The 21,321-nt window shown below is 70.8% G+C and carries 18 protein-coding genes; 6 read left to right on the plus strand and 12 right to left on the minus strand.

Translation table 11 applies throughout. The annotated features are described in order from the left end of the window. The first annotated feature begins 77 nt into the window (after positions 1-77). A complete protein-coding gene (locus Q2K19_RS25245; RefSeq protein WP_302764331.1) occupies positions 78-665 on the plus strand; it encodes a dihydrofolate reductase family protein in 588 nt (195 codons plus the stop codon). 104 nt (positions 666-769) lie between these two features. On the opposite strand, the gene Q2K19_RS25250 is transcribed toward Q2K19_RS25245, so the two are convergent. The 7 genes from Q2K19_RS25250 to Q2K19_RS25280 all read right to left on the minus strand — a co-directional run bounded on the left by Q2K19_RS25250 (position 770) and on the right by Q2K19_RS25280 (position 11,655). Next, entirely contained in the window at positions 770-2,257 is a 1,488-nt protein-coding gene (locus tag Q2K19_RS25250; RefSeq protein WP_302764332.1) for a purine-cytosine permease family protein, read from the minus strand. A gap of 350 nt (positions 2,258-2,607) precedes the next feature. Continuing rightward, on the minus strand, positions 2,608-2,820 hold the full coding sequence (locus tag Q2K19_RS25255) for a hypothetical protein (protein WP_302764334.1): 213 nt from the start codon (positions 2,818-2,820) through the stop codon (positions 2,608-2,610). 96 nt (positions 2,821-2,916) lie between these two features. After that, positions 2,917-3,306 (minus strand): hypothetical protein, encoded by a 390-nt coding sequence (locus Q2K19_RS25260; RefSeq protein WP_302764335.1) that lies wholly within the window; start codon positions 3,304-3,306, stop codon positions 2,917-2,919. A 221-nt stretch (positions 3,307-3,527) separates the two neighbouring features. Beyond that, positions 3,528-4,721, minus strand: coding sequence for a sugar phosphate isomerase/epimerase family protein (locus Q2K19_RS25265; protein ID WP_302764336.1), 1,194 nt, complete (start codon positions 4,719-4,721; stop codon positions 3,528-3,530). Between the two features lie 138 nt (positions 4,722-4,859). Then, positions 4,860-8,312, minus strand: coding sequence for a ThuA domain-containing protein (locus Q2K19_RS25270; RefSeq protein WP_302764337.1), 3,453 nt, complete (start codon positions 8,310-8,312; stop codon positions 4,860-4,862). A 268-nt stretch (positions 8,313-8,580) separates the two neighbouring features. Further along, a complete protein-coding gene (locus tag Q2K19_RS25275) occupies positions 8,581-9,525 on the minus strand; it encodes a sugar phosphate isomerase/epimerase family protein (protein ID WP_302764338.1) in 945 nt (314 codons plus the stop codon). Between the two features lie 18 nt (positions 9,526-9,543). Further along, positions 9,544-11,655 carry a PQQ-dependent sugar dehydrogenase gene (locus Q2K19_RS25280; protein ID WP_302764339.1) on the minus strand — a complete coding sequence of 704 codons (2,112 nt, stop codon included), beginning with the start codon at positions 11,653-11,655 and terminating at the stop codon, positions 9,544-9,546. 583 nt (positions 11,656-12,238) lie between these two features. Here Q2K19_RS25280 and Q2K19_RS25285 point away from each other — a divergent pair. After that, entirely contained in the window at positions 12,239-12,994 is a 756-nt protein-coding gene (locus Q2K19_RS25285; RefSeq protein ID WP_302764340.1) for a DUF1223 domain-containing protein, read from the plus strand. Here Q2K19_RS25285 and Q2K19_RS25290 read toward each other — a convergent pair. Next, positions 12,984-13,244: a hypothetical protein gene (locus Q2K19_RS25290; protein ID WP_302764341.1), complete on the minus strand. Its 261-nt coding sequence runs from the start codon at positions 13,242-13,244 to the stop codon at positions 12,984-12,986. The genes Q2K19_RS25285 and Q2K19_RS25290 overlap by 11 nt on opposite strands. A gap of 416 nt (positions 13,245-13,660) precedes the next feature. Between Q2K19_RS25290 and Q2K19_RS25295 the strand changes: the two genes are divergently transcribed. Next, the gene (locus Q2K19_RS25295; RefSeq protein ID WP_302764343.1) at positions 13,661-14,443 is read left to right on the plus strand and encodes a transposase family protein; all 783 of its coding nucleotides are present in this window, start codon (positions 13,661-13,663) and stop codon (positions 14,441-14,443) included. A gap of 13 nt (positions 14,444-14,456) precedes the next feature. On the opposite strand, the gene Q2K19_RS25300 is transcribed toward Q2K19_RS25295, so the two are convergent. The 4 genes from Q2K19_RS25300 to Q2K19_RS25315 form a co-directional block, all read right to left on the minus strand. Continuing rightward, positions 14,457-15,257: a maleylpyruvate isomerase N-terminal domain-containing protein gene (locus tag Q2K19_RS25300; RefSeq protein ID WP_368046113.1), complete on the minus strand. Its 801-nt coding sequence runs from the start codon at positions 15,255-15,257 to the stop codon at positions 14,457-14,459. A 154-nt stretch (positions 15,258-15,411) separates the two neighbouring features. Then, positions 15,412-15,903 carry a hypothetical protein gene (locus tag Q2K19_RS25305; protein WP_302764346.1) on the minus strand — a complete coding sequence of 164 codons (492 nt, stop codon included), beginning with the start codon at positions 15,901-15,903 and terminating at the stop codon, positions 15,412-15,414. Positions 15,904-15,975: 72 nt separating this feature from the next. After that, a complete protein-coding gene (locus tag Q2K19_RS25310; RefSeq protein WP_302764348.1) occupies positions 15,976-16,383 on the minus strand; it encodes a hypothetical protein in 408 nt (135 codons plus the stop codon). Further along, a complete protein-coding gene (locus Q2K19_RS25315; RefSeq protein ID WP_302764350.1) occupies positions 16,380-18,863 on the minus strand; it encodes an AAA family ATPase in 2,484 nt (827 codons plus the stop codon). Before Q2K19_RS25315 ends, Q2K19_RS25310 begins: the two co-directional genes overlap by 4 nt. Before the next feature lie 306 nt (positions 18,864-19,169). Between Q2K19_RS25315 and Q2K19_RS25320 the strand changes: the two genes are divergently transcribed. The 3 genes from Q2K19_RS25320 to Q2K19_RS25330 are packed head-to-tail and all read left to right on the plus strand — an operon-like array spanning position 19,170 to position 21,193. Continuing rightward, positions 19,170-19,640, plus strand: coding sequence for a VOC family protein (locus tag Q2K19_RS25320; RefSeq protein ID WP_302764352.1), 471 nt, complete (start codon positions 19,170-19,172; stop codon positions 19,638-19,640). An 18-nt stretch (positions 19,641-19,658) separates the two neighbouring features. Further along, positions 19,659-20,000, plus strand: a complete 342-nt coding sequence (locus Q2K19_RS25325) for a YciI family protein (protein ID WP_302764354.1) — start codon at positions 19,659-19,661, stop codon at positions 19,998-20,000. Beyond that, the gene (locus Q2K19_RS25330) at positions 19,997-21,193 is read left to right on the plus strand and encodes an RNA polymerase sigma factor (protein WP_302764357.1); all 1,197 of its coding nucleotides are present in this window, start codon (positions 19,997-19,999) and stop codon (positions 21,191-21,193) included. The genes Q2K19_RS25325 and Q2K19_RS25330 overlap by 4 nt, the downstream gene beginning before the upstream one ends. Positions 21,194-21,321 lie beyond the last annotated feature (128 nt).

The raw sequence follows: 21,321 nt of genomic DNA on the forward strand, positions 1-21,321 counted from the left end.
TCGGAACTGCCCGGTCGGCTCCGACCATCTCCCGACGGCGCCGGACGGCGGTGCCGGGAGCGTGGCGGAGGTCAGCGATGGGCAAGGTCGTGCTGGACGTGTCGATGTCCCTGGACGGGTTCACGGCTGGACCGAACGTCCGCGAGGCGGAGCCGATGGGGGACGACGGCGAACGCCTACACTCATGGATGGCTGAGAACGGGCCCGAGGGCGAGATCGACGCCGCGGTGCGCCGAGAGGTGGACGCGGCCGTCGGAGCAACGGTCATCGGGCGACGCACCTTCGATCTCGGCCTCGGCCCGTGGGGCGGTACCCCGTGGCCCGGCGTCCCCAGCTTCGTGGTGACCCACCGGGCGAGGCACGACCTGCTCGGCGACAACGGCGGAATGTTTGCCTTCGACGGGATGCAGGCCGCGGTGCGGCGTGCCAAGCAGGCTGCTGGACACAAGGACGTCCTGGTGCTCGGGGCCGATGTCGCCCGCCAGTTGCTCAGGGCGAACCTGCTCGACGAGGTACGCATCCACCTGATTCCGCTCCTGCTGGGTGAGGGAACCCCTCTGTTCGCCGGCGAGCAGGCCGAGCTGATCGCGGAAGGAAAGCCGGTCACCGGTACCGTGACCCACCTACGCTTCCGGGTCGCACGAGGCCCCTGCCGCCTGTCATAGGTTTCGCAGGCAGCATCGTCCGCACCTCGGTCACGCCGAGCGCCGCGTACTCGGCCGCCTCAGCCACGAACGCGTCGACGTCGGGGACGCCGGGACTGCCCGGATCACGCGGTGCGTTCCTGGTCGCGGACGCGGCGCCGGCCGAGCAGCAGGTAGCCGAGGAGGCCGATGGCGAAGGAAGCTGCCACCCCGAGGTTCGCGTACGCCCAGCCGCCGGTCCTACCGCCGAGGCCCGTTGCCGAGAGCAGGTAACCCTGCCAGGACAGCCACGAGGCCAAGCTGTTCGTCACCAGGCCCCAGCCGACGGCGGTGCCGGCGACGACGAGCCCGACCGCCGCCGCGCCGATCGAGCCGTATCGGCCTTCGGGCCGGTAGAGGTCCGCCTCCGCGTACGCCTGCCTGCGCAGCGCGAGGTCCGCGAGGAACACGCCGCACCAGCCGGCGATCGGCACGCCGAGGGTGATGAGGAAGCCCTGGAAGGGACCGATGAAGCTGCTGGCGATCCAGACGACGTAGATGGTGCCGAGGATCATCAGGACGCCGTCGATGCCCGCCGCCACCCACCTCGGCGCACGCAGCCCGAGGGTGAGCAGCGCCAGGCCCGACGAGTAGATGTCCAGGACCGCGCCGCCGATGAGGCCGAGGATGGCGACGATCGCGAACGGTACGAGGTACCAGGTAGGGACGAGCGCCGTCAGGGCGCCGATGGGGTCGGCGGCGATCGCGCTGCTGAGCTGCTGGTCGGAGGCGGCGAGCAGCAGGCCGTAGACCACCAGGACCACGGGCGCCACGCTCGCCCCGAACGTGGTCCAGCCGACGACGCCTCGGCTCGACGCGCCGCGCGGCAGGTAGCGGGCGTAGTCGGCGCCGGAGTTGACCCAGCCGAGGCCGAAGCCGGTCATCGCGAAGATGAGAGCGCCGATGAACGCCTCGACGGACCCGCTCGGCACCGACGACACCGTGGCCCAGGAGACGTGGTCGGCGGTCAGCACGAGGTAGCCGACGGTCAGGACCGCGGTGGCGATGGTGATGATGCCTTGCAGGCGCATGATGGCGTCGAAGCCGAGGACCCCGGCGAGCACGACGATCAAGGCTACGACGAGGAACGCGACGACCTTGGTGAGATTGCCGCTGCCCCAGCCCAGCCGGTCGAAGACGGTCGCCGTGGCCAGCGTGGCGAGGGCGCAGAGCACGGTCTCCCAGCCGACGAGCAGGACGTAGCTGACGGCCGCCGGCAACGCGTTGCCGCGTACGCCGAACGGGGCCCGGCTGAGGATCATCGTGGGCGCCGAGCCGCGCTTGCCGGCCAGCGACACGAAGCCCACGAGCAGGAACGAGGCGACGGTCCCGAGCACCCCGGCGAACGTCGCCTGCCAGAAGGAGACGCCGAAGCCCAGGAAGAATGAGCCGTAGCTGATGCCCAGGACGGCGATGTTCGCGGCGCACCATGGCCAGAACAGGTCGCGGGGGCGGCCCTTGCGTTCCTCCTCCGCGATCACGTTGATGCCGTTGAGCTCGACGGGCAGACCGGCCGGCCCGCCGACGCCGGGCTTCGGGCCTTGACTCTCGGTGGGGTGAACCTCTGCGGTCATGGCTTCCCTCGCGCAATGGGCGGGTGCGACTCGGACAGGTCGAGGACTGTGGACGGTACGGGCGATGACCAGTGTCCGGGTGGCGGCCCTGGATGAACAAGGGTCAGATTGCCTAGTGCTCTGACCGCATACGTTCGCCGGGTCGGTCAGGCCGCCGCGGTGAGTGGGCGTCCGCCCCCGCGGATGTCCTTCCCGCTGCGATGCGCGGACGGTGTCCCCGTCGCCCCTCCTGGTCGGTCAGTCTGCGCACACGGACGGGCTCGGCCACCGCACCTGCAGCGGTCGGCACGGACGTCATCGCACATCCGACAGCCCCGACCGCCGCCCTGGCGACCCTTCCCGGTCGGGGCCTACTTGCCGCGCAAGGCCCCGATTTCGGCGGCAAGCACGACCATGTCGCGCACGCGCGTGTAGTAGGTGGTCGCGTACTCGTCGTCGATCGCCGGGAGAACGGTCTCGAACACCGCTGTGAGCCTCAGCAAGTCCGCGCGACGCTGCTCATCGAGCGGGCCTTTGAGGGCGCTGGAAGCGTAGCCGTAGGCGTCCGCATCGAGCAGCACCATGTCCTGGCCCTCGATGTCCAGGCCGCGGAAGCCCGACGGTCAGCCCGCGACCCGCCGGCGCAGGACGGTGTTCCGGTCCTACACGCCGAAGTGGGCCTACGTCCTGCTTCTGTTCGGAGTGCTGCCGTTCGCCATCGTCGCCGCCGTGCTGCAGAAGCGCGTCAAGGCCCCGACCTGGCCCTTCTGCGCCGACTGCGGCAGGTTGCGCACCCGCCGCCTGCTCATCGGCGTCGGCCTGGTGGTGCTCGCGGTCGTCGGCGTGGTGGCGCTGTCCGCCCTGTTGGCGCCGAACGACTCGACCGCAGGCCCATCGTGCTGGTCTTCGTGCTGCTGCTCATCGCGGGGCTCGGCGTGGCCAGCACCGCCGGCAACGGCCCGATCGCCTCCGGACACGTGTCCAACGACGGCAGCACCGTGCAGGTCCGCCGCGCGCACGACCGCTTCGCCGAGCAGGTCGCGGCCCTGCAGCCGGGGCCACAGCCCCACCCGGGCCTACCCGCCCTACCCGCAGGCCGGACCGCCGCAGTATCCGCCGTACCCGCCCGCCGCGCCGCAATACGGACCCCCAGCGCAGTACGGACCTGCGCCGCAGTACGGGCCCGCTCCGCAGGCCTGGCCCCACCAGGCGCAGGGCGATCAGCCGCGGTAGAGCTCACCGAACGACGGACGGGTCGCCGGCCCGCGGGTGCCGCAGGCCGGCGGATCCGTCAGTAGCGCAGCGCGCGGAGGTTGGCGTAGCTGTCGCAGGCCGACGAGACGCCGTCCGGGCGCGGGCTGTCGTTTTCGGTCAGGTAGTACTCGACGCCGCCCATCTCGCTGTAGGCGAAGATGCGGGCGAAGTCGATGGTGCCCTCGCCCACGTCGGCGAAGGACCCGTTGGCGGCCATGTCCTTGACGTGGAACAGCGAGAACCGGCCCGGGTACTGCTTGATCAGCTCGACCGGGTCGGCGCCGACGCTGGACGCCCAGTACAGGTCGAGTTCCATCGCCACCAGGTTCGGGTCGGTCTCGCGGACCAGCACGTCGTAGCCGCGTACGCCACCCTCCTGCGTGGTGAACTCGAACCCGTGGTTGTGGTAGGCGACGGTGATGCCCGCCTGCTTGAGCTCGGCGCCGACCTCGTTGAGGGTCGCCGCGACCTCTGAGTAGTCGTCGAGCGTCCAGGAGCCCGATCCGGAGATCCGGACGTACTTCGCGCCGAACGTCCGGGCGTTGGCGATGACGCCGTCGAGGTTGTTCTTGAGATCGCCGAGGCTGATCCCGATCGACGGGACCGACAGCCCGGCGGTGGCGACCAGGGGCGCCAGCGCGTCGGCCCGCTTGCCGTAGAAGTTGTTCACCGCGCCGGAGGGTTCGGCGTTGCGGTAGCCGCAGGCGGCGAGTGCAGCCAGGGTGGCTTCGGGCGCGGCCGGCATGGTGGCCCGCACCGTGTAGAGGACGAGGCCGATCCGGTCGTCGGGCACGGCGCGGGTCCCTGGGGCCGGCTGCGGCTGGCCGATCTCGGAGTCGGCCGCCGCCCGGACGATGCTCGCACTGTCCTCGGGTGTGAGGACGCCGTCCTGCCGGAGCGCGTTGGTCAGCCCGCTGACGGTCCGCACGAAGCTGCCGTGGTCGGCGAACGGCGCCTCGGCCCAGATCGCGTCCAGGATCGTGCACCCGTCGCCGAGATCGCGGTTGGGTACGCCCGAGTCGGCCCCGTTGCGGCCGAAGAACACCGTGGACGAGCTGGTGTAGCCCCACGGGCAGAGGTCGGCGGCGACCTGTTCCGCGGCGGCCGTCTCGGGTTCGGCGGCCGACGCCGGAGCCGCGGTGAGCGGCAGGAGTGCCGCGGCGAGCGACACGGCGAGCAGGTGACGGGCTCGCGGTCGACGGTGGGACGGGCGGGCGAAGCTGGAGTTCATCGTTGTCTCCCGGAAGTCGGAGGGGCAGGTGGTCAGGCCACAGAGGGCAGCGCCAGGGATGGCGGCTGCTGGAGGCTGTCGGGGCCGTGCCGGGTCGGGTGGTGGCGGGGCGGCATTCCGCCCCGCCACCGGTGACGCTCAGCTCACCGTCACGACCACGGTCGAGGACAGGGTCGCCCCGACGCTGTCGGTGACGGTCAGCCGTGCCGTGTAGGTGCCCTTGCGGGCGTACGTGTGACTGGCCGACGCCCCGTGCACGATGGCCGAGTTGTCGCCGAAGTCCCACGTGTGATCCGTGATGGTGCGCCCGGGCGCCGGCGAGGCGGTCCCGGTGAACGCGACCGCCAGCGGCGCGGTGCCCGTGGCGGGCGTGGCCGAGGCCGAAACCGTGGCTTCGGTCTGTTCGCGCACCCCGGCGCCGTTGAAGCGCAGCCAGTCCAGCGCCATCAGGTCCGGGGTGCCACCCGTCTGGTTCGGGTTGACGAAGACCAGGTAGAGGGTGGTCGTGCGGCCCGGATCGGTCAGCTCGACGGTGGGCGAGACGACGTTGTCCCAGCCGCCGGTGCCGGCGATGGTGGCCCGGCCGAGAAGCTGGCCGGTGGGGGAGTCGGCCCTGACCTCGATGTCACCGCCGCTGCTGCCCGAGGCGACGCCGAAGGTGACCGAGTCGATGTTGCGGAGGTTGACCGGGCCGAAGTTGATCCACTCGCCATGGTCGATGTCGCCGATGCGCTTGCCGGCGCTCGCGGTCGCCCGGTCGAGGACCTGGATGCCGCTCTGGCCGTCGAAGTGCTCGGCCTCCTTGCTCTTGGTCTGCAGCTCCGCCCGGGTCGAGCCGACCAGTTCCGGCGCCCCGTTCGCCCCGCCGTCGGTGTATTGCGCGGAGAGCAGGGTGTAGAGGTTCTGGCCCGGGCCGTGCCCGTCGCCGCCGTTGCTCTCGGTCACGGCCACCCCGGCGCATCCGACGTAGTTGTCCAGCGGGTGGGCGTGTGAGTCGTGACCGAGCTGGGTCTGCACGACCACCTTGGAGCAGTCGATGCTGCTCTCCTCCGGGTCGGTGACCGTGACCGTGTACGGGATGCGGTCACCGAAGTCGAAGAAGGCCCCGTCGGGGACGCTGAGGGTCACCGTCGGGCGGGTGTTGCCGGCCGTGATCTCCTGTACGGCGACGGCGGTCTGCCCGTTGGTGGCGGTGACGGTGAGTCGGGCGGTGAAGCGCCCCGGTGTGCTGTAGGTGTGGCTGGGGTTGGCGGCGGTGGAGTCGACGCTGCCGTTGCCGTCGAAGTCCCAGGCGTACTGGATGGCGGTGCCGTCGGGGCCGCTGGAGCCGGCGCTGGAGAAGGCGACGGTCAGGGGCGCCGGGCCGCTGTCCTTGTCGGCGGTCAGCTTGGCTACCGGCGGCCGGCTGTTGGCGACGTAGTCGATGCGGTAGATGCCGGCGCCCTCGTTGCTGCCGCCCCGACCGCTGCCGCTGCCCTCGCCAAAGTCGATGACGTAGAGGGAGCCGTCCGGCCCGAACTCCGCCTCGAACGGTTGGATCCAGGACATGTTGCCGAGGATTCCGTTGATGGACTGCAGGTCACCGACGTTGGTGGGGGCGAAGCGGGGGTCGGTGAAGGTCTGGGCGGTGTCGTGGATCGACAGCGTCTTGAACCACCGGCGGGTCAGCTCGTAGACGATCCACTTGCCCTCGAAGTACTGGGGGAACTTGGTCAGCCGCTTGTTGGACGGGTCGTAGTCGTAGACGGGTCCGCTCATGGGGCCGCCGCCGCCCGTGCCCAGCTCGGGGAACTGCGGGGAGGCCGAGTAGGCGTACGAGACCAGGGCCGGCTTCGTCGCCGGGAGGTTGGTCAGGCCGGTGTTGTTGGGGGAGTCGTTGACCGGCGCGGCGCAGTTGAACTTCGGCCCGGAGGTCGACGTGGCGAAGCCGTAGTCGTTGAACGGGATGTTGTTGCCGATGCAGTAGGGCCAGCCGTAGTTTCCGGCGCTGGTGATCCGGTTGAACTCGACGGTCCCTTCGGGCCCACGGTTGGGGTTGGCGGAGCGGGAGTCGGGGCCGTAGTCGGCGACGAGCAGCGCGTTGGTCTTGGAGTCCACGGTGATGCGGAACGGGTTCCGCATGCCCATCGCGTAGATCTCGGGCTTCGTCCGGGCCGTGCCCGGGGCGAACAGGTTGCCGTCGGGAATGGCGTACTTGCCGTTGGGCAGGGGCTTGATCCGCAGGATCTTGCCGCGCAGGTCGTTGGTGTTGCCGGCGGTGCCCTGGGCGTCGTACGCGCGACGGCCGGCCCGCTCGTCGATCGGGGTGAAGCCGCTGGACTCGAACGGGTCGGTGTTGTCACCGATGGCGGCGTACAGGTTGCCCTGCTGGTCCATGGTCACCGAGCCGCCCATGTGCGAGTTGGCGCGTGCCTCACCGCGCCAGGTCGGGATCGTGAGCAGGCGCTTCTCCGAGTCGAGGCTGACGCTGTCGCCCTCGACGGTGAAGCGGGACAGGTTCAGCTGCTTCTCCACCCGGTCGGACCAGAGCAGGTAGAGCCAGTTGTTGTCGGCGAAGTGCCGGTCCAGCGTCATGCCGAGCAGGCCGTCGGACTGGCTGGTCTGCTCCGGCGTGTAGGCGAAGTCCAGCAGCGTGGTGACCGCGAGGGTGTCCTGGTTGACGACCTTCAGGGCGCCGGTGCGCTCGATGTAGAAGACCCGGCGGTCCGGTGCCACCGCCAGTTCGAACGGGTCGGAGAGGTCCTGGTTGACCAGGGGGATCCGCTCGAAGTTGGTGGTCCTGGTGGCGCCGCAGTCACCGGGGGCGGCGCCGGCGGCCCACTTGATGCCGCCCGCCAGGTGCGCGAGGAAGGCCGGCTCCTGGAACGACGAGGAGCTGTGCCCGCCGGCCGTGAACCAGGAGCGCCCGCCGTCGTAGTTCTGGCACCACGAGTAGGCATGGTCGGTGCCCTCGTCGAGCCCGGGAATGCCGTCGCGCACCTTGATCTGGGCGAGCGTGTGGACCTTGCCCGTGGGGTTGGTCCGCCAGTTGTACCACTCCTCGCTGCGCTCCCAGAGCTCCGGCAGGTCCTTCGTGGACGGGTGGGCGTGGTCGAGGACCTTGATCCGGCCGGGGAAGGTGCCGCCGGTGGCGGAGAAGTCCGGGTGCTGGTCGAAGATGGTCCCGACCAGTCCCTCGTACCAGGTCCAGTTCCGCTCGCTCGCCGACGCGGCGTGCAGGCCGACCCAGCCGCCGCCGTTGCGGATGAATTTCTGGAGCGCGGCCCGTTGGTCGGCGTCGAGGAGGTCGCCGGAGGCCGGGGTGGAATTGGTGTTGTTGAACACGAGTGCGTCGAAGCGGGCGAGGTTGTCGTCGGTGAACGCGCCCGCGTCGGTGGTCGCCTCGACGGCGAACCCCTGTTCGTCGCCGAGCTTCCGGATGGCGGCGACGCCGGCCGGAATGGAGTCGTGGTAGAAGTTCGTGACCTTGGAGAAGACCAGCACCCGGAAATTGGTGGCGGTCGCGGATTCGGCGGCGGTCGCCGGCGTGCCTGGCAACAGGAGTGTGACGGCCGCGAGCAGGGCGAACAGTAGCGTGCGATGGCGTCTCATACACGCGCTCCTTGATGGGGACGGTGGTAAGAAAGCGCTTTCCACGTTTCCTGCACCCTACGAGATCCATTTCGAGGGGTCAATATTTTTGCGCGGTCCCCATTTCGCGGGCCGTGACGGTCCAATGGCATGCCGACAACCACTCTCTCGACTGGAGAGAGTGGTTGTCGGCAGTTAATTCAATTGGTCAGAAGAATGGTGGGTGGGACACCGGAGCCGGCATTTCCGGCCGGCTCCGGTGTCCGTCAGCACTCCTCCCGGCGGTCTCTCAGAACCGAATCTTGCGCAGGTAGCGGTAGCCGACCTCGGCCGTCTGCTGCGGCGTCACATCCGGGGTGTCGTTCTCGACGATGTACTCGAGCACCGAGTGCTCCCGGAAGATCCGGGCGAAGTCGATCATCCCGGTGCCCAGGTCGGCCATGTCGCCGGTGGCCGCGTCCCGGTCCTTGACGTGGAACTGCAGGACGCGCTGCGGCGCGGAACGGATGGCGTCCAGCGCGAAACCCTCGGGATCCGCGACGCCGTCACCGGAGTTGATGCCACCGGTGACCGCCCAGTAGAGGTCGACCTCCAGGTGCACGAGCTGGGGATCGAGCTCCGCGGTCAGCACGTCCCAGGGGCGCTTGCCGCCGCCGAGGTCGATGGTGAACTCATGGGCGTGGTTGTGGTAGCCGTAGCGCAGGCCGGCCGCCCGAGCCGCCGCGGCCTCCACGTTCATCTGCTCCGCCCAGCGCTTCCACTCGTCCTGGCTCTCCGAGTACAGGTACGGCACCACCATGAACTGCTGGCCCAGGGTGACCGCGTTCTGGATCTTCTGCTCCAGCTCGGCGGCGCTACCGCTGATCCCGTCGTGGCTGGAGCTGGCCCTGATGCCGATGCCGTCCAGGAACTGGCGCAGCTGGGCCGCGGTCCGACCGAAGTAGCCGAGCGCCAGCTCCACGCGCGGATACCCGATCTGGGCGAGGTGGGTGAGGGTGGCGTCGTACCCGGGCGCGCCCCACAGGGCGTCGCGGACCGTCCACAGCTGGATGCTGATCAGGCCCGGGGGTACCTGGTGCCGCCCGGTGCTGTGGGTGGTGGCCGCCGCGGGCGTCGCGCCGAGCGCGGACGAGGCGAGCCCGAGGCCGGCCAGGGCGGCCAGGGAGCCGCGCAGCAGGCTGCGCCGGTCAACGGAGTGCCGCAGCGCGGCCATTCCGTCGTATCCGTAACACATGGTTTCTCCTTCTCAGGACTATGCGTTGGGGACCAGGACGACCTGGTCGGTGCCGGTCAGGGACGGCAGGCCGTCACCGCCGGGGTCGGTGTAGGACGCGACGAACACGGCGGTGAGGTTGTCGTGCTCCGGGTCGTGGCCGGACGGCACCGTCGTCTGGATCGAGCCGGTGCAGCCGTTGGCGGTGGTCTGCGGGTGCCCGTGCTGGTCGTGGCCCAGGACGTACGTGACGCTGACCCGGGAGCAGTCCACCGGCTGGTCGTCGGTCACCCGTACCTCGAACTGCACGGTGTCGCCGAAGGCGAAGGGCTGGCCCTCGGTCGGCTTGACCAGCTCCACCACCGGAGCGGCGTTGCCGACGACGATCCGCACCGAGGCGGAGGCGGAGAGCCCGCCGGCGTCGCTCACGTTGAGCGTGGCGTTGTAGAGGCCGTTCTCCCGGTAGGTGAAGGTCGGGTTCGCCTCGCGCGAGTCGACCTTGCCGTCGTTGTCGAAGTCCCACGCGTACTTCAGCCGGTCATTGTCGTAGTCGGTGGTGCCCTCGCTGGAGAACGTGACGGTCAGCGGGGCGACCCCGTTGGTGGGCGTGGCCGAGACCTGCGGCACCGGGGTGTGGTTGCCGGTCCAGCCGGTGTAGTCGATCCGGGCCAGCTGCGCGTCCGGGTTCTCGCTGAAGAAGCCGTCGCCGTACTCGAGCACGTAGAGCGCGCCGTCCGGGCCGAACTCCAGGTCCATCGGGTTGTCGAAGGTGAACGAGGGGAGTACCGGCTCGATCCCGGTCAGCGCACCGCCGGAGCTCAGCCGGAAGCCCTTCACGTAGTCCCGGGTCCACTCGTGGAACAGCGGCATGCCGTCGTAGTACGCCGGCCACGCGATCGGCGCGCGGCCGTGCGCCGTCGGACGGGAGAACTGGTACGCCGGCCCGGCCATCGGCCCGATGCCGCCGGTGCCCAGCTCCGGGAACTGCGCCGAGGGGCCGTAGCCGTACCACATCTGTGGCTGCTGCACCGGGGGCAGGTTCCGCAGCCCGGTGTTGTGCGGCGACTCGTTGACCGGCGCGGCGCAGTTGAACGGCGCCCCGGACCGGCCGGTGGCGAAGTCGTAGTCCACGTACGGCAGCTGTGCGGTGGCGCAGTACGGCCACCCGTAGTTGCCGGCCTTGCGGGCGGCGAGCCACTTGCCCTGTCCGGCCGGCCCGCGCAGCGGATCGGCCTGGCCCGCGTCCGGCGAGTAGTCGCCCACGTACAGGTCTCCGGTCTCACGGTTCAGCTCGATCCGGAACGGGTTGCGCAGACCCATCAGGTAGATCTCCGGCCGAGTGCTGGCCGTGCCCTCGGGGAACAGGTTCCCGTCCGGAATGCTGTACCCGCCGTTCTCGCCGACCTTGATGCGCAGGATCTTGCCCCGCAGGTCGTTGGTGTTGGCCGCGGTGCGCTGCGCGTCGTACGCCGGGTTCCGGCCCGGGCGCTCGTCGATCGGCGCGTAGCCGCCGGACTCGAACGGGTTGGTGTCGTCACCGGTGGACAGGTACAGGTTGCCCTTGGCGTCGAAGCCGATGTCCCCGCCGACGTGGCAGCAGATGCCCCGGTCGACCGGTACGTCGATGATCTGCTGCTCGGTGGAGAGGTCCAGCTTGTCCTTGACCAGCCGGAACCGGGAGAGCCGGATGGCGCCCTTGAACTTCGCGAAGTCCGCGGCGGTGCCCCAGGCCGGTGCGTCGCCCTCGTTGACGTTCGGGGTCGACGGGTCGTCGACCGGGGTGTTCATCGGCGGCGAGTAGTACAGGTAGACCCAGTTGTTGCCGGCCTTGCCGAAGTTCGGGTCGATCGCGACGTTCTGCAGGCCCTCTTCGTCGTGCCGGTAGACGTTCAGGGTCGCGGCGACCGTGTTGCGGCCGGTGGCGGGGTCGTGCAGCCAGACCTCACCCGGGCGGGTCACGTGCAGCACCCGGCTGTCGGGGAGCACGGCGAGGTCCATCGGCTCGCCCGGGTTGTCGTTCAGGGTGACCTTCTGGAAGTCGCTCTCCGGCGGCGCCCCGGTCGTGCCGGGCGCGGCCATCGCGACGGTGGGCGTGGCGACGAGCGCCATGGTCGTCAGACCCGCTACGGCGAGCGCGAGTCGTCTCTTCATCTGCCTCTCCTTGTGCTCGGGACTGGTCGGGGCAGGTCGAGGGGGTGCGACCAGCTGCTCCTTCATGGACGGTGGTGTGGGCAGGGCTGAGTCGCCCGTCGCGGGGCAGGCGGCTACCGCGGCGCCGAACCGGCTTCCGGTGGCGTCGCTGTCGCGTCTGGCGAAGGGCTAGGGACGGGGGCTAGGGGACAGGTGGCAGATAGGTGTTGGCCGGCTGCCAACAGCCGTCTGAGGTCATCGCCGCGGGGTTGCCTACGTGGCGGTTAACCACGACGAAACACTCATCACCCGGCCGACGCTACAAAAGACATGGGGGCATGTCTATAGCTTTCATCGAGACCAACCGAACTTTCCTCTGTTATCGACGAAAGTGGCCCGTCGGGTTGCGGCAACGGCCGGAGTGGCTGGCTTTCGCGCCGGTCAAGGACCTGGCGGCACCCACCCTCACGATCATGCCGGGGTTGACCAACCGGGTCTGGTAGGCGATGTCAGCCCGGCTCAACCCGGCCCGGGCTGGCGGGCATGGTCGCGGACGGAACGGGAAGGTCAGGGCCGCCAACAGGACCGACCGAGGAGGTGCGCCATGACGGACACACCGGGCACCCGGTCCGGCGCTGCCCCGCCGCCGGCCGGCGGCGGCTTCGCCGTCGTGGAGCTGTTCACCTCCCAGGGGTGCAACAGCTGTCCGCCCGCCGAGGAGCTCTTGTCCGAGATCGAAAGTGACGCGCGGGAGCGCGGGCAGCCCGTCTACGCGCTCGGTTTCCACGTCGACTACTGGGACCACCTGGGCTGGGCCGACCCGTACGGCGACGCGGCGCACACCCGCCGGCAGGAGGCGTACGCGCGCGCCTTCCGCGCCCGGGGGTTGTACACGCCGCAGATGATCGTCAACGGCACCGTGGAGTTCGTCGGTTCCGACCGCCGGCAGGCGTCATCGGCGATAGCCTCCGCCCTCACCGAGGAGGCCGCCGTGCCGCTCGGCCTGTCGGTGGAGGACCTGGCCGAGGGCACGGGCGGCGGGTGTCGGGTGGTGGTCAACTACCAGGCCGAGCGGCCGCCGGAGCGGGCGGTGTTGAACGTGGCAGCCGTGGAACGCGGCCTGGAGAACGACGTCCCCCGGGGTGAGAACGCCGGGCGGAGGCTGCGGCAGGACAACGTGGTCCGCGCCTTCACGTCCGCGCAGCTGGCTCAGGACCCCGGGCGTGGGCGGCTCGAACTCGAGCTGTCGTCGGAGCTCGATCCGCGACACGCCTCCGTGGTCGGCTACGTCCAGAACGAGGATGACAAGTCGATCGTCGGCGTCGCGGCCGTCGACCTGTCGGCGCGCCTTACTCGGTGAAGTTCTTCCCCGGCGAGCAGGGCCCGGGGGAAGGATCGTTCGCGCCGTCCACCGAGCACACCATCATCGCGTAGGTGAATATCTCCAGGACATTGTATTGGAACTGGGTGTAGGTGCCCGCCCCGTTGCCGTTGTACTTGGTCGCGATCAAAGATTTGTCCGTGGGGGAGGTGTACACCCACAGGTAGCCCTTCGCACCGTGACCGTCGGCCAGTTGGTCGTAGACGCGAAAATAGTCGCCGTCATCCACGTGTTGCATACTGGCGACCGCGGTTTGACTGTTCACCAGGGAGACCCACGTGTCTCCGGCGAAGGCGGGGGTGCTTGTCCCCAACACGATGGCAGGGACCGTCAGCACGGCTGCAACACGAACCGGCCAGTTTCTTGACATTGTCATCCGCCTACCAGGCTGAGCCGCCTTCCGGCGGCCGACTGTCTGGATGTTAGGGAGCGAATTTGCCTGTGCACAATGACGTTGTTGATTTTCTTGAGCGAGATTTGAGCTTTCCAAACCTTTCCCATTGCGATGGTGCTGACCATGAGCCCTCTTCATCGTGAGGGGCCTGGTCACGGTGGGCGCGGCGGAGATCTGGTGTCGACATAGGACGAGGCTCCCGGTAAGACAGCAGTCGACCAAGATCGGATGCCCCAACCGGGAGCCTCGCTGTGCTGTCTTACCCGTCCGCAGTCGCGCTGTCCAGCCGCACCCTGAACCACATGGCCGACCTCCTCCGCGCCGAACGCGCCCGGCGCCGAGGTCGGTGGTGGCGCCTCGACGCCGGCCGGCAGGCCCTGCTCGCCCTGGCCCAGCTCCGCAACGGTGACACCATCGCCCGTCTGGCCTGCGGCTTCGCGGTCAGCGTCTCGACGGCCTGGCGGTACGTCCGGGAAGCGATCGACCTGCTCGCGGCGCACGCCGAGGACCTGAACGCGGCGATGCGTCGCATCGGCCGGCTTGGCTACGCGATTCTCGACGGCACCCTGATCCCGATCGACCGGGTCGTGGACCAAAGGCCCTACTACTCCGGCGAGCACAAGCGCCACGGCGTGAACGTGCAAGTCATCGCGGACTGCGCCGGACGCCTGATCTGGGCCTCGCCCGCGCTGCCTGGCGCTGCGCACGATCTGACCGCCGCCCGCACCCACGGCCTGACCGACGCGCTGACCAGCGCGAACGTCTTGACCTTCGCCGACAAGGCGTACCAAGGCGCCGGCGGCAGCGTCCATACGCCGTTCAAACGCCGTTCGCACCGGCCCCGACTGTCTCGACGGCAGGAGACCGTCAACCGCCATCACGCCAAGATCCGAGCCGTCGGCGAACGTGCCGTCGCCACCATCAAAGGCTGGAAAGTCCTAGCCAAGCTCCGCTGCTGCCCGCGACGCGCCACCGCGATCGTCCAGGCCATCCTCGTCCTACATCACGTCCAGACCGGCCGCGACCCACGATGAAAAGGGCTCGTTGTTACACGGACGGGTCCCAGGCGATGAGCTGATCGAAGATGTGACGGTCGCCGTCCAGTTCCAGCTTCGGAGAATCCAGCGGTATGCGGCCGTAAAAGAACAGGACCAGGTCACTGGCCGTGCCCCGGGCGGAGGCGTCGGCCGTGTCCGGGTCCGGGTCCTCGCTGGCAGCCGGCGCGCCGAGGCGGGCGGCCCATGCGCCGTCGCGGGACAGCCGAAGGCGCCAAGAGCGGCCCTCGGTGGAGTAGTAATCGACGACGGCGGGTTCGTGCGGCCAGGCGACATCCGTCGAGCAGAGGGTGAACTGGCAGTCGTCGAAACCGTCGAGGGCGACCTCGACTGGTAGCGGCTCCGGGTCCCCCACGGTGAGCTGGACATCGTAGGTGTGCACCGCGATCTCGGGAACCTGGCGCCGAGCCCATGCACCCGAGGTTTCCGGTGACTGCGAGTCACCCCAGAACGTCCAACAACCGCGGTCCGGGCCGGCCTCACGCAGCGCGCTCGTCAATCGCTCGACGGACTCGGTCCACCAGGCCAGGAGAGCCTCGCGTTCCCGAGGCGCACCCGTGCCGTCATCCCAAGCGGACTTCTCCGGGGGAGCGTCGGCCGGCCCGGCGGCGACGATGGCGGCCGACCTGCGGCGGCCCATGCCCAGGTGCTGCACGAGATCGAACAGCGTCCACTCCGGACAGCTCGGCACCGGCACGTCGAGGCTGGGCGCCGCAGCGACCGCGGCGCGGAAGGCAGTCGACCGTTCGTCAATCAGCCGCAGATGATCAGAGAACGTCAAAGTCTTTTGCACTCCGGCTTTCTACCAGTGTGCTCCGACAACCGGACAGCGATTTTCGCAGCCGACCCGGGCGCGGCACTGGCGCGCCAGGGTTCCACCTACCGTGACCTGCACCGTCACGATGAAAAAGGCTCCATGAGGGGCTTCCTGCCCCCGGCCGCGGCGCTCACGCCAGCCGCTGCTCCTGGTCGTCGCCCTGCCGCGCCACGTCGAGCAGGCCGTCGAGGGCGTTTCGCGTCCGGCCGGTCGCCGTGGCGAGGGCCCCGAGCGGGTCGGCGTGCCCCCGGCCGGCCAGATCCTCGAAGACGGCGAGCAGGTCGGACTCGAAGCCCGCCGCCGTCGCACCCCGGGCCTGGGCCAGCTCGGCGAGCCGGCCCTCGATGTAGCGGTCCACCATCAGCTGGTACGCCCCGACGCTCGGCAGGTGGTGGAACTCGGCCACCATCTCGTCGACGTGCCGTCCCACCCGGTGCAGCACGGCCGACGTGATGCCCCGCTCACGCACCTCCGGCGCCGCGTCATCCGGGATGCGGATGACGACCTCGTCCGGTCCGTTGATGCCACCTGACCTGGTGCCGGGGTGCCAGCGGGCCGTGACGACCCAGCCCTCGTCCCGGCGGGACAGCTCGACGGACCGATCGGGGTTCTGCTGGGACATGCGCTCCTGTCTTTCCGCGCCTCGTGGGCGCCTGTCGGTGGGTCGGCCGGCCCTGAGGCGGGGCCGGCTTGGTCAGGGCATCGGAGTTTCCGTTCTGCCCTCCAGTTGGCTGAGCAGGGCGCTCACCTCGGTGTGCAGGCGACGCAGCTCGGCGGTGGTCGGCGCCAGCTCGTAGCAATGGTGGTCGGCAGCGGCGGACAGGGCCGCCCAGGCGAACGCGACCCGCCGGGCGACGGCCGCGCCGGGACCGAGCCGGCCGTGCAGCATCAGCTGCTTCGGCCGGCCGTGCCGCAGCGCCGCCACCGTCGGCCTGGTCCGCCGCCAGTAGGCGTCGACACCGCCCTCGAGCGCGAGTCGGATCAGGCCGGCGCACGCCCGCGGCCACCAGCCGGCGGTCACCCCGGATGCGCCGAGCGGGCCGGCGCCGCGCAGCAGCTCGTCGGCCGCCGCCAGGCAGCGCCGGGGCGTCGGCGCGGTCACGACCGGGCCTCCTCGCCGCCTGCGGGCGCGGTCGCGGCGCCCGGCGGCCGCAGGACCTCCGCGAGGTGGCGGGCGTCCGCGACCAGTTCCGGCAGGTCCACCAGGTACGACCCGTGCACGCTCCGGCCGCAGAACCGGTACGCGGCCACGGCCCGCGGCCCGTGCCGGCGGCTCAGGTACCCGAGCACCTCACCGCCCCGGTCGGCGTCGTCGAACAGTGCCAACGCGACCGTGTTGGTCAGCTGCCGGGACGCCGCGACGACGGCCGCCTCGATCTCGTCGTGCGGCACCCCCCGCGCCGCCCGCCGCCGCCACACGATCCGGTGGCAGGCCGCCTCGATCGCCGAGCGGCACAGCTCCGCCACCACCGGCCCGCGTACCTCGGCGGCGATCTCCTCGGTGCGGGCCAGCGCGTAGGCGTCGTCGAGGTAGCGGGTCACCGGGTCGGAGCCGGGCCGCAGGGTGACCACCGACCGTTCGGCGCGCGCCACCTCGACGATGCGGGACCGACCGAGGCCGAGCCGGCCCAGCGCGTCGGGCAGCCGGGTGTCGTGGGTGAAGACCACCACCTGGCGCTGCTCGGCCAGTTCGGCGAGCACCCGCGCCAGCCCCTCCACCTTGGCCGGATCCATGCTCTGCACCGGGTCGTCGAGGACGATGAACCGGAACGGACTCTCCGCCGCGCAGCCGCGCGGCAGGAACGTCGCGAGAGCCAGGGCGTGCAGCTCGCCCTGGCTCATCACTCCCAGCCCGGTGCCGTTGTCCGCGCCGTCCACGCTGACCGGGACCACCACCCGCCGCCCGGTGTTCGCACCGGTCAGGGTCATCGCGCCCAGCTCGACGTTGCTCTCCTGCCGCAGCCGCGCCCAGATCCGCTGCGCATGCTCCGCGAACGGCGCCAGCCGCTGGTCGCGTAGCTCCGCGCCGGTCGCCGTCAGCCAGGACCGGGCGGCCCGCAACCGGGCGAGGGCCCGTTCCCGCGCCGGCTGCCCTTCGGCCGCCGCCACCCAGGCCCGCACTTCTCCGGCCGCCGCCCGCCAACTGGTGTCGAGCCGGCGCAGCGAATCGGTCACGTACGCCCGCGCGGCCTGGGCCGCCGCGAGCACCGCCGGGTACCGCGCGGCCAGGTGGTCGGCCAGCTCCTCCGGCCCACCCGGGGCCCGCCGAAGCGCCGCCGTGGCCGCGTGCAACTCGTCGACCGGCAGCCCGGCGGCGTCGCCGTGGGGCACGTCCAGGTCGTCGATCAGGTAGTGCGCCCGCTGCAGCAGTGCGGTCAGCCGGGCGGCGGCGGCCTGGGCGGCGAGCGTACGGTCGCGCAGCTCCGCCAGGGACGCCGCGGCGCCGCTCCGCCAGTCGTGGTCGAGGCGGCCCGCCGCGCAGACCGGGCAGGGCCCGTCACCCCGCTCGTCGTGCTGCTCGATGGCCAATCGGAGCAGTTCGGCGGTGCGCAGCGACGCCCGGGACCGGCCGCCGTCGTGCCGGCGCGCCTCGGCGGCGGCCTCCCGCAGCTGCCCGGCGAGGCGGGCCACCTCGTCGGCGTCGGGCAGCTGCATCGAGGCCAGCCACCGGCAGAGCACCATGGTCTCGTCGGCCGCCGACTCCGCCGGCTCGTCGAGGATCGCCGTCAGCGCCGCCAGGTCGACCTCGCCCGGGGCTCCCAGCAGTCCGGCGGCCCGCCGGGCCCGGTCGTCGTCGATCCCGGCAAGAGTGTCGGCCAGGGTGGCGCGCTGCCCGCGTACCTCTTTGTCGGCCGCGTCGAGAGGCTGCGCGGCGGCCGTGAGCCGGCGGTCGGCGTCGGTGATCGCCGCCAGGCCGAGGATCGCGGCGATCGCGTCAAAGAGCTGGCTCTGCGTGCCGGCGGTGAGCCGGCCCAGCTCGGCCGCGGTGAGGAACGGCCGGTACAGCTCCAGCGGCCGGGCCAGCCCCAGCTCGGCGACGTCCTTCCGGATGCCCCGTGCGCTGGTGACGGTCACCTCGGCCTCGCCCAGCTCCGCGCCCGCCGGCCAGGAGCGGACCACCCGGGTGGGCGTGGGCACCCCGTCGACCCGCAGCTCGACGGCGATCCGGCACGGCTCCCCGGCGTGCAGGTTGCGCCACCCGGTCCGCCACCCGCCGTGGTGGTCGGCCCAGCGGGCGCTGTCGCCGGTCAGCGCCAGCTCCGCCGCCTCCGCGAAGCTGGACTTGCCGGAGCCGTTGCGGCCGACCAGCAGGGTCAGGCCCGGACCGGGCTCGATCTCGAGGGTGCGCTCCGGGCCGACGCCGCGGAACCCGGCGACGGTGACCGACGCCAGCCAGATCCGCTCCCGCGGCTCGTCCGCCGCCGGGCGCTGCGGCTCCGGCGTGGTCCGCCCACCGGCGAGCGCCGCGTCCAGGTCGGCGTCGCCGCTCAGCGCGGCGAGGACCAACTCGGCGGTGTCATCGGGTACGCGATCGGCGGCGAGCCGGTCGGCGATCAGCTCGGCGAGGGGTTCCCTGCGCATCATCAGACCTCCGCTTCGAGCAGGTGGGGAGGGCATGTGGTGCCGCCGTCGCGGCTCCGCCCGGGCCGGCTGCCGGTGGTGGTGTCGCGACGGTGGGTGACTGCTCTATCTGTTGATCGGCGGTCAGGCCCGCAATGCAACATGCCGATCGCACATGGCCCGCAGGGTCCATCGGATGCCACCATGACCAACGTCTGGCACGCACCGACGTGGACTGTCGACAAATGCTTCGGCCGGTTGTCGGATCCGGTCGCCTGCCGGTCGTCTGGTTGGTAGAGGCACCACTCCGGACACGAAAGGATCGACATGACGCCGTCAGCCAGCCCGATTCCTGACTCCTACCGCCGCGTCACGCCCTGCCTGGTCGTACGCGGCGCCGCGGATGCACTCACCTTCTATGCCGACGTGTTCGGCGCTACCGATCGGATGCGCTTCCCCGGCCCGGGCGGCACCGTCGCCCACGCTGAGATCCAGATCGGGGACGCGGTGGTCATCGTCGAAGACGAGGACCCACGGCGCGGAACCACGGCCCCGCCGGTCGGCGGGCTGCCCGGCACCCCGGTCTTCCAGTTCATCTACGTCGAGGACGTCGACCGGACGGTGGCGCAGGCGGCGCAGCGCGGCGCGACCGTGCAGCGCGCCCCGGAGAACCAGTTCTACGGTGACCGGGACGCCTTCATCGTCGACCCCTTCGGGCACGGCTGGACCGTCGCCACGCACGTGGAGGACGTGAGCGCCGACGAGCTGTCCCGGCGGATGGCCGCCCTGTTCGCATAGACCTCGACGGAGGAAAAGATGAAGTACGTGCTGATGTTCGTCGAGACCGAGCAGTTCGCGGCCGATCTCGCCGCCATGGACGAATCCGAGCGGGAACGCGCCTACGCCGGGGTGCGGCAGTGGTTCGCCGACCACCAGGACAAGATCAGTCACCACTCGCACCTCATGCCGTCGGACACGGCGACCACCCTGCGGCTGGATCGGAGCGAGCCGTTGGTCTCCGACGGGCCGTTCGTGGAGGGCAAGGAGGTGGTCAGCGGCTACGCCGAGATCGAGGTGGCTGATCTCGACGAGGCGCTGAGCGTCGCAAGATCGTGGCCAGCCTGCCCGGTGGTGGAGATCCGACCCATCGCGGCATGACCCAGCCGACGCACGCCGAGCTCGCCCGCGTGGTCCGCGACCACGCGGGCCGGCTCGCCGCGTCCCTGGTGCAGTTGGTTGGCGACTTCTCCGCCGCCGAAGATCTCGTCCAGGACGCCGTCGAGGCCGCGTTGGCGCACTGGCCTGGCGAGGGCATCCCGGAGCGCCCGGACGCGTGGCTGTACACCGTCGCCCGCCGTCGTGGTCTCGATCAGCTCCGCCGGGAGCATCGCCACCGGCAGAAACTCGCGCTGGTGCCGTGGCCGGCCGAAACGCAGCCCGACGACCGGCTCCGGCTGATCTTCACCTGCTGTCATCCCGCCCTGCCCCGCGCCGCCCAGGTCGCCCTGACGTTGCGCGTGGTGTGCGGGCTGAGCACCGCACAGATCGCCAGAGCGTTCCTCGTCCCGGAGAGCACCGTCGGGCAACGGATCACCCGCGCCAAACGGAAGATCAGCGACGCCGGGATCCCGTACCGGATCCCGTCCGCGCACGATCTCGGCGGCCGCCTCGCCGAGGTGCTCGCCGTGATCTACCTGCTGTTCAACGAGGCCTACCTGTCCACCGGCGGCGACCAGGCCCAGTCCGGCGGCCTCGCCGACGACGCCGAATTTCTCGCCGCGTTGCTGCACCAGCTCATGCCTACCGAGCCCGAGGTCGCCGGCCTGCTCGCCCTGATCCGGCTCCACCGGGCCAGAGCCGCCGCCCGCTTCGACCAGAACAACGAGATCATCCAGCTGCAACACCAGGACCGGTCGCGCTGGAACCACCAGGCAGTCGCGGAGGCCGGGCGACTCATCGGCCGCGCCGCAGCACAGCGAAGACCAGGGCCCTACCAACTGCAGGCCGCGATCGTCGCCTGCCACGCGGAGGCCCCGCGGTGGGCGGACACCGACTGGATCCAGATCGTGGTGCTGTACGACATGCTGCTGCACCTGGCACCGTCGCCGGTCACCCGGCTCCACCGGGCGATCGCCCTGCGCTACGTCACCGGGTCGGCGCAGGCGCTCGCCGAAGTCGACGCCCTGGCCGATGACCTGAACGACTACCACCTCTTCCACGCCACCCGCGCCGAGCTGCTCCGCGACGTCGGCGACCTCGCCGGGGCATGCGCGGCCGACGAACGTGCCCTCGTCCTGACCGCCAACCCGGCCGAACAATCCCTGCTGCGCCAACGCCTGAGCTGGGCCTGACCCGCGACGCACCAGTGGTGCCGCTGCCCAGGTGACGCGGGGTTCGCGCGGTCAGCGAAGGTCGGACATGCGCGATTGTTGGGCGCGAAACGCGAATCTCTTCCCAAAGGCCCCGGCCGGTGACCGCG

This window comes from Micromonospora sp. NBRC 110009 (assembly GCF_030518795.1).
GTDB lineage: Bacteria > Actinomycetota > Actinomycetes > Mycobacteriales > Micromonosporaceae > Micromonospora.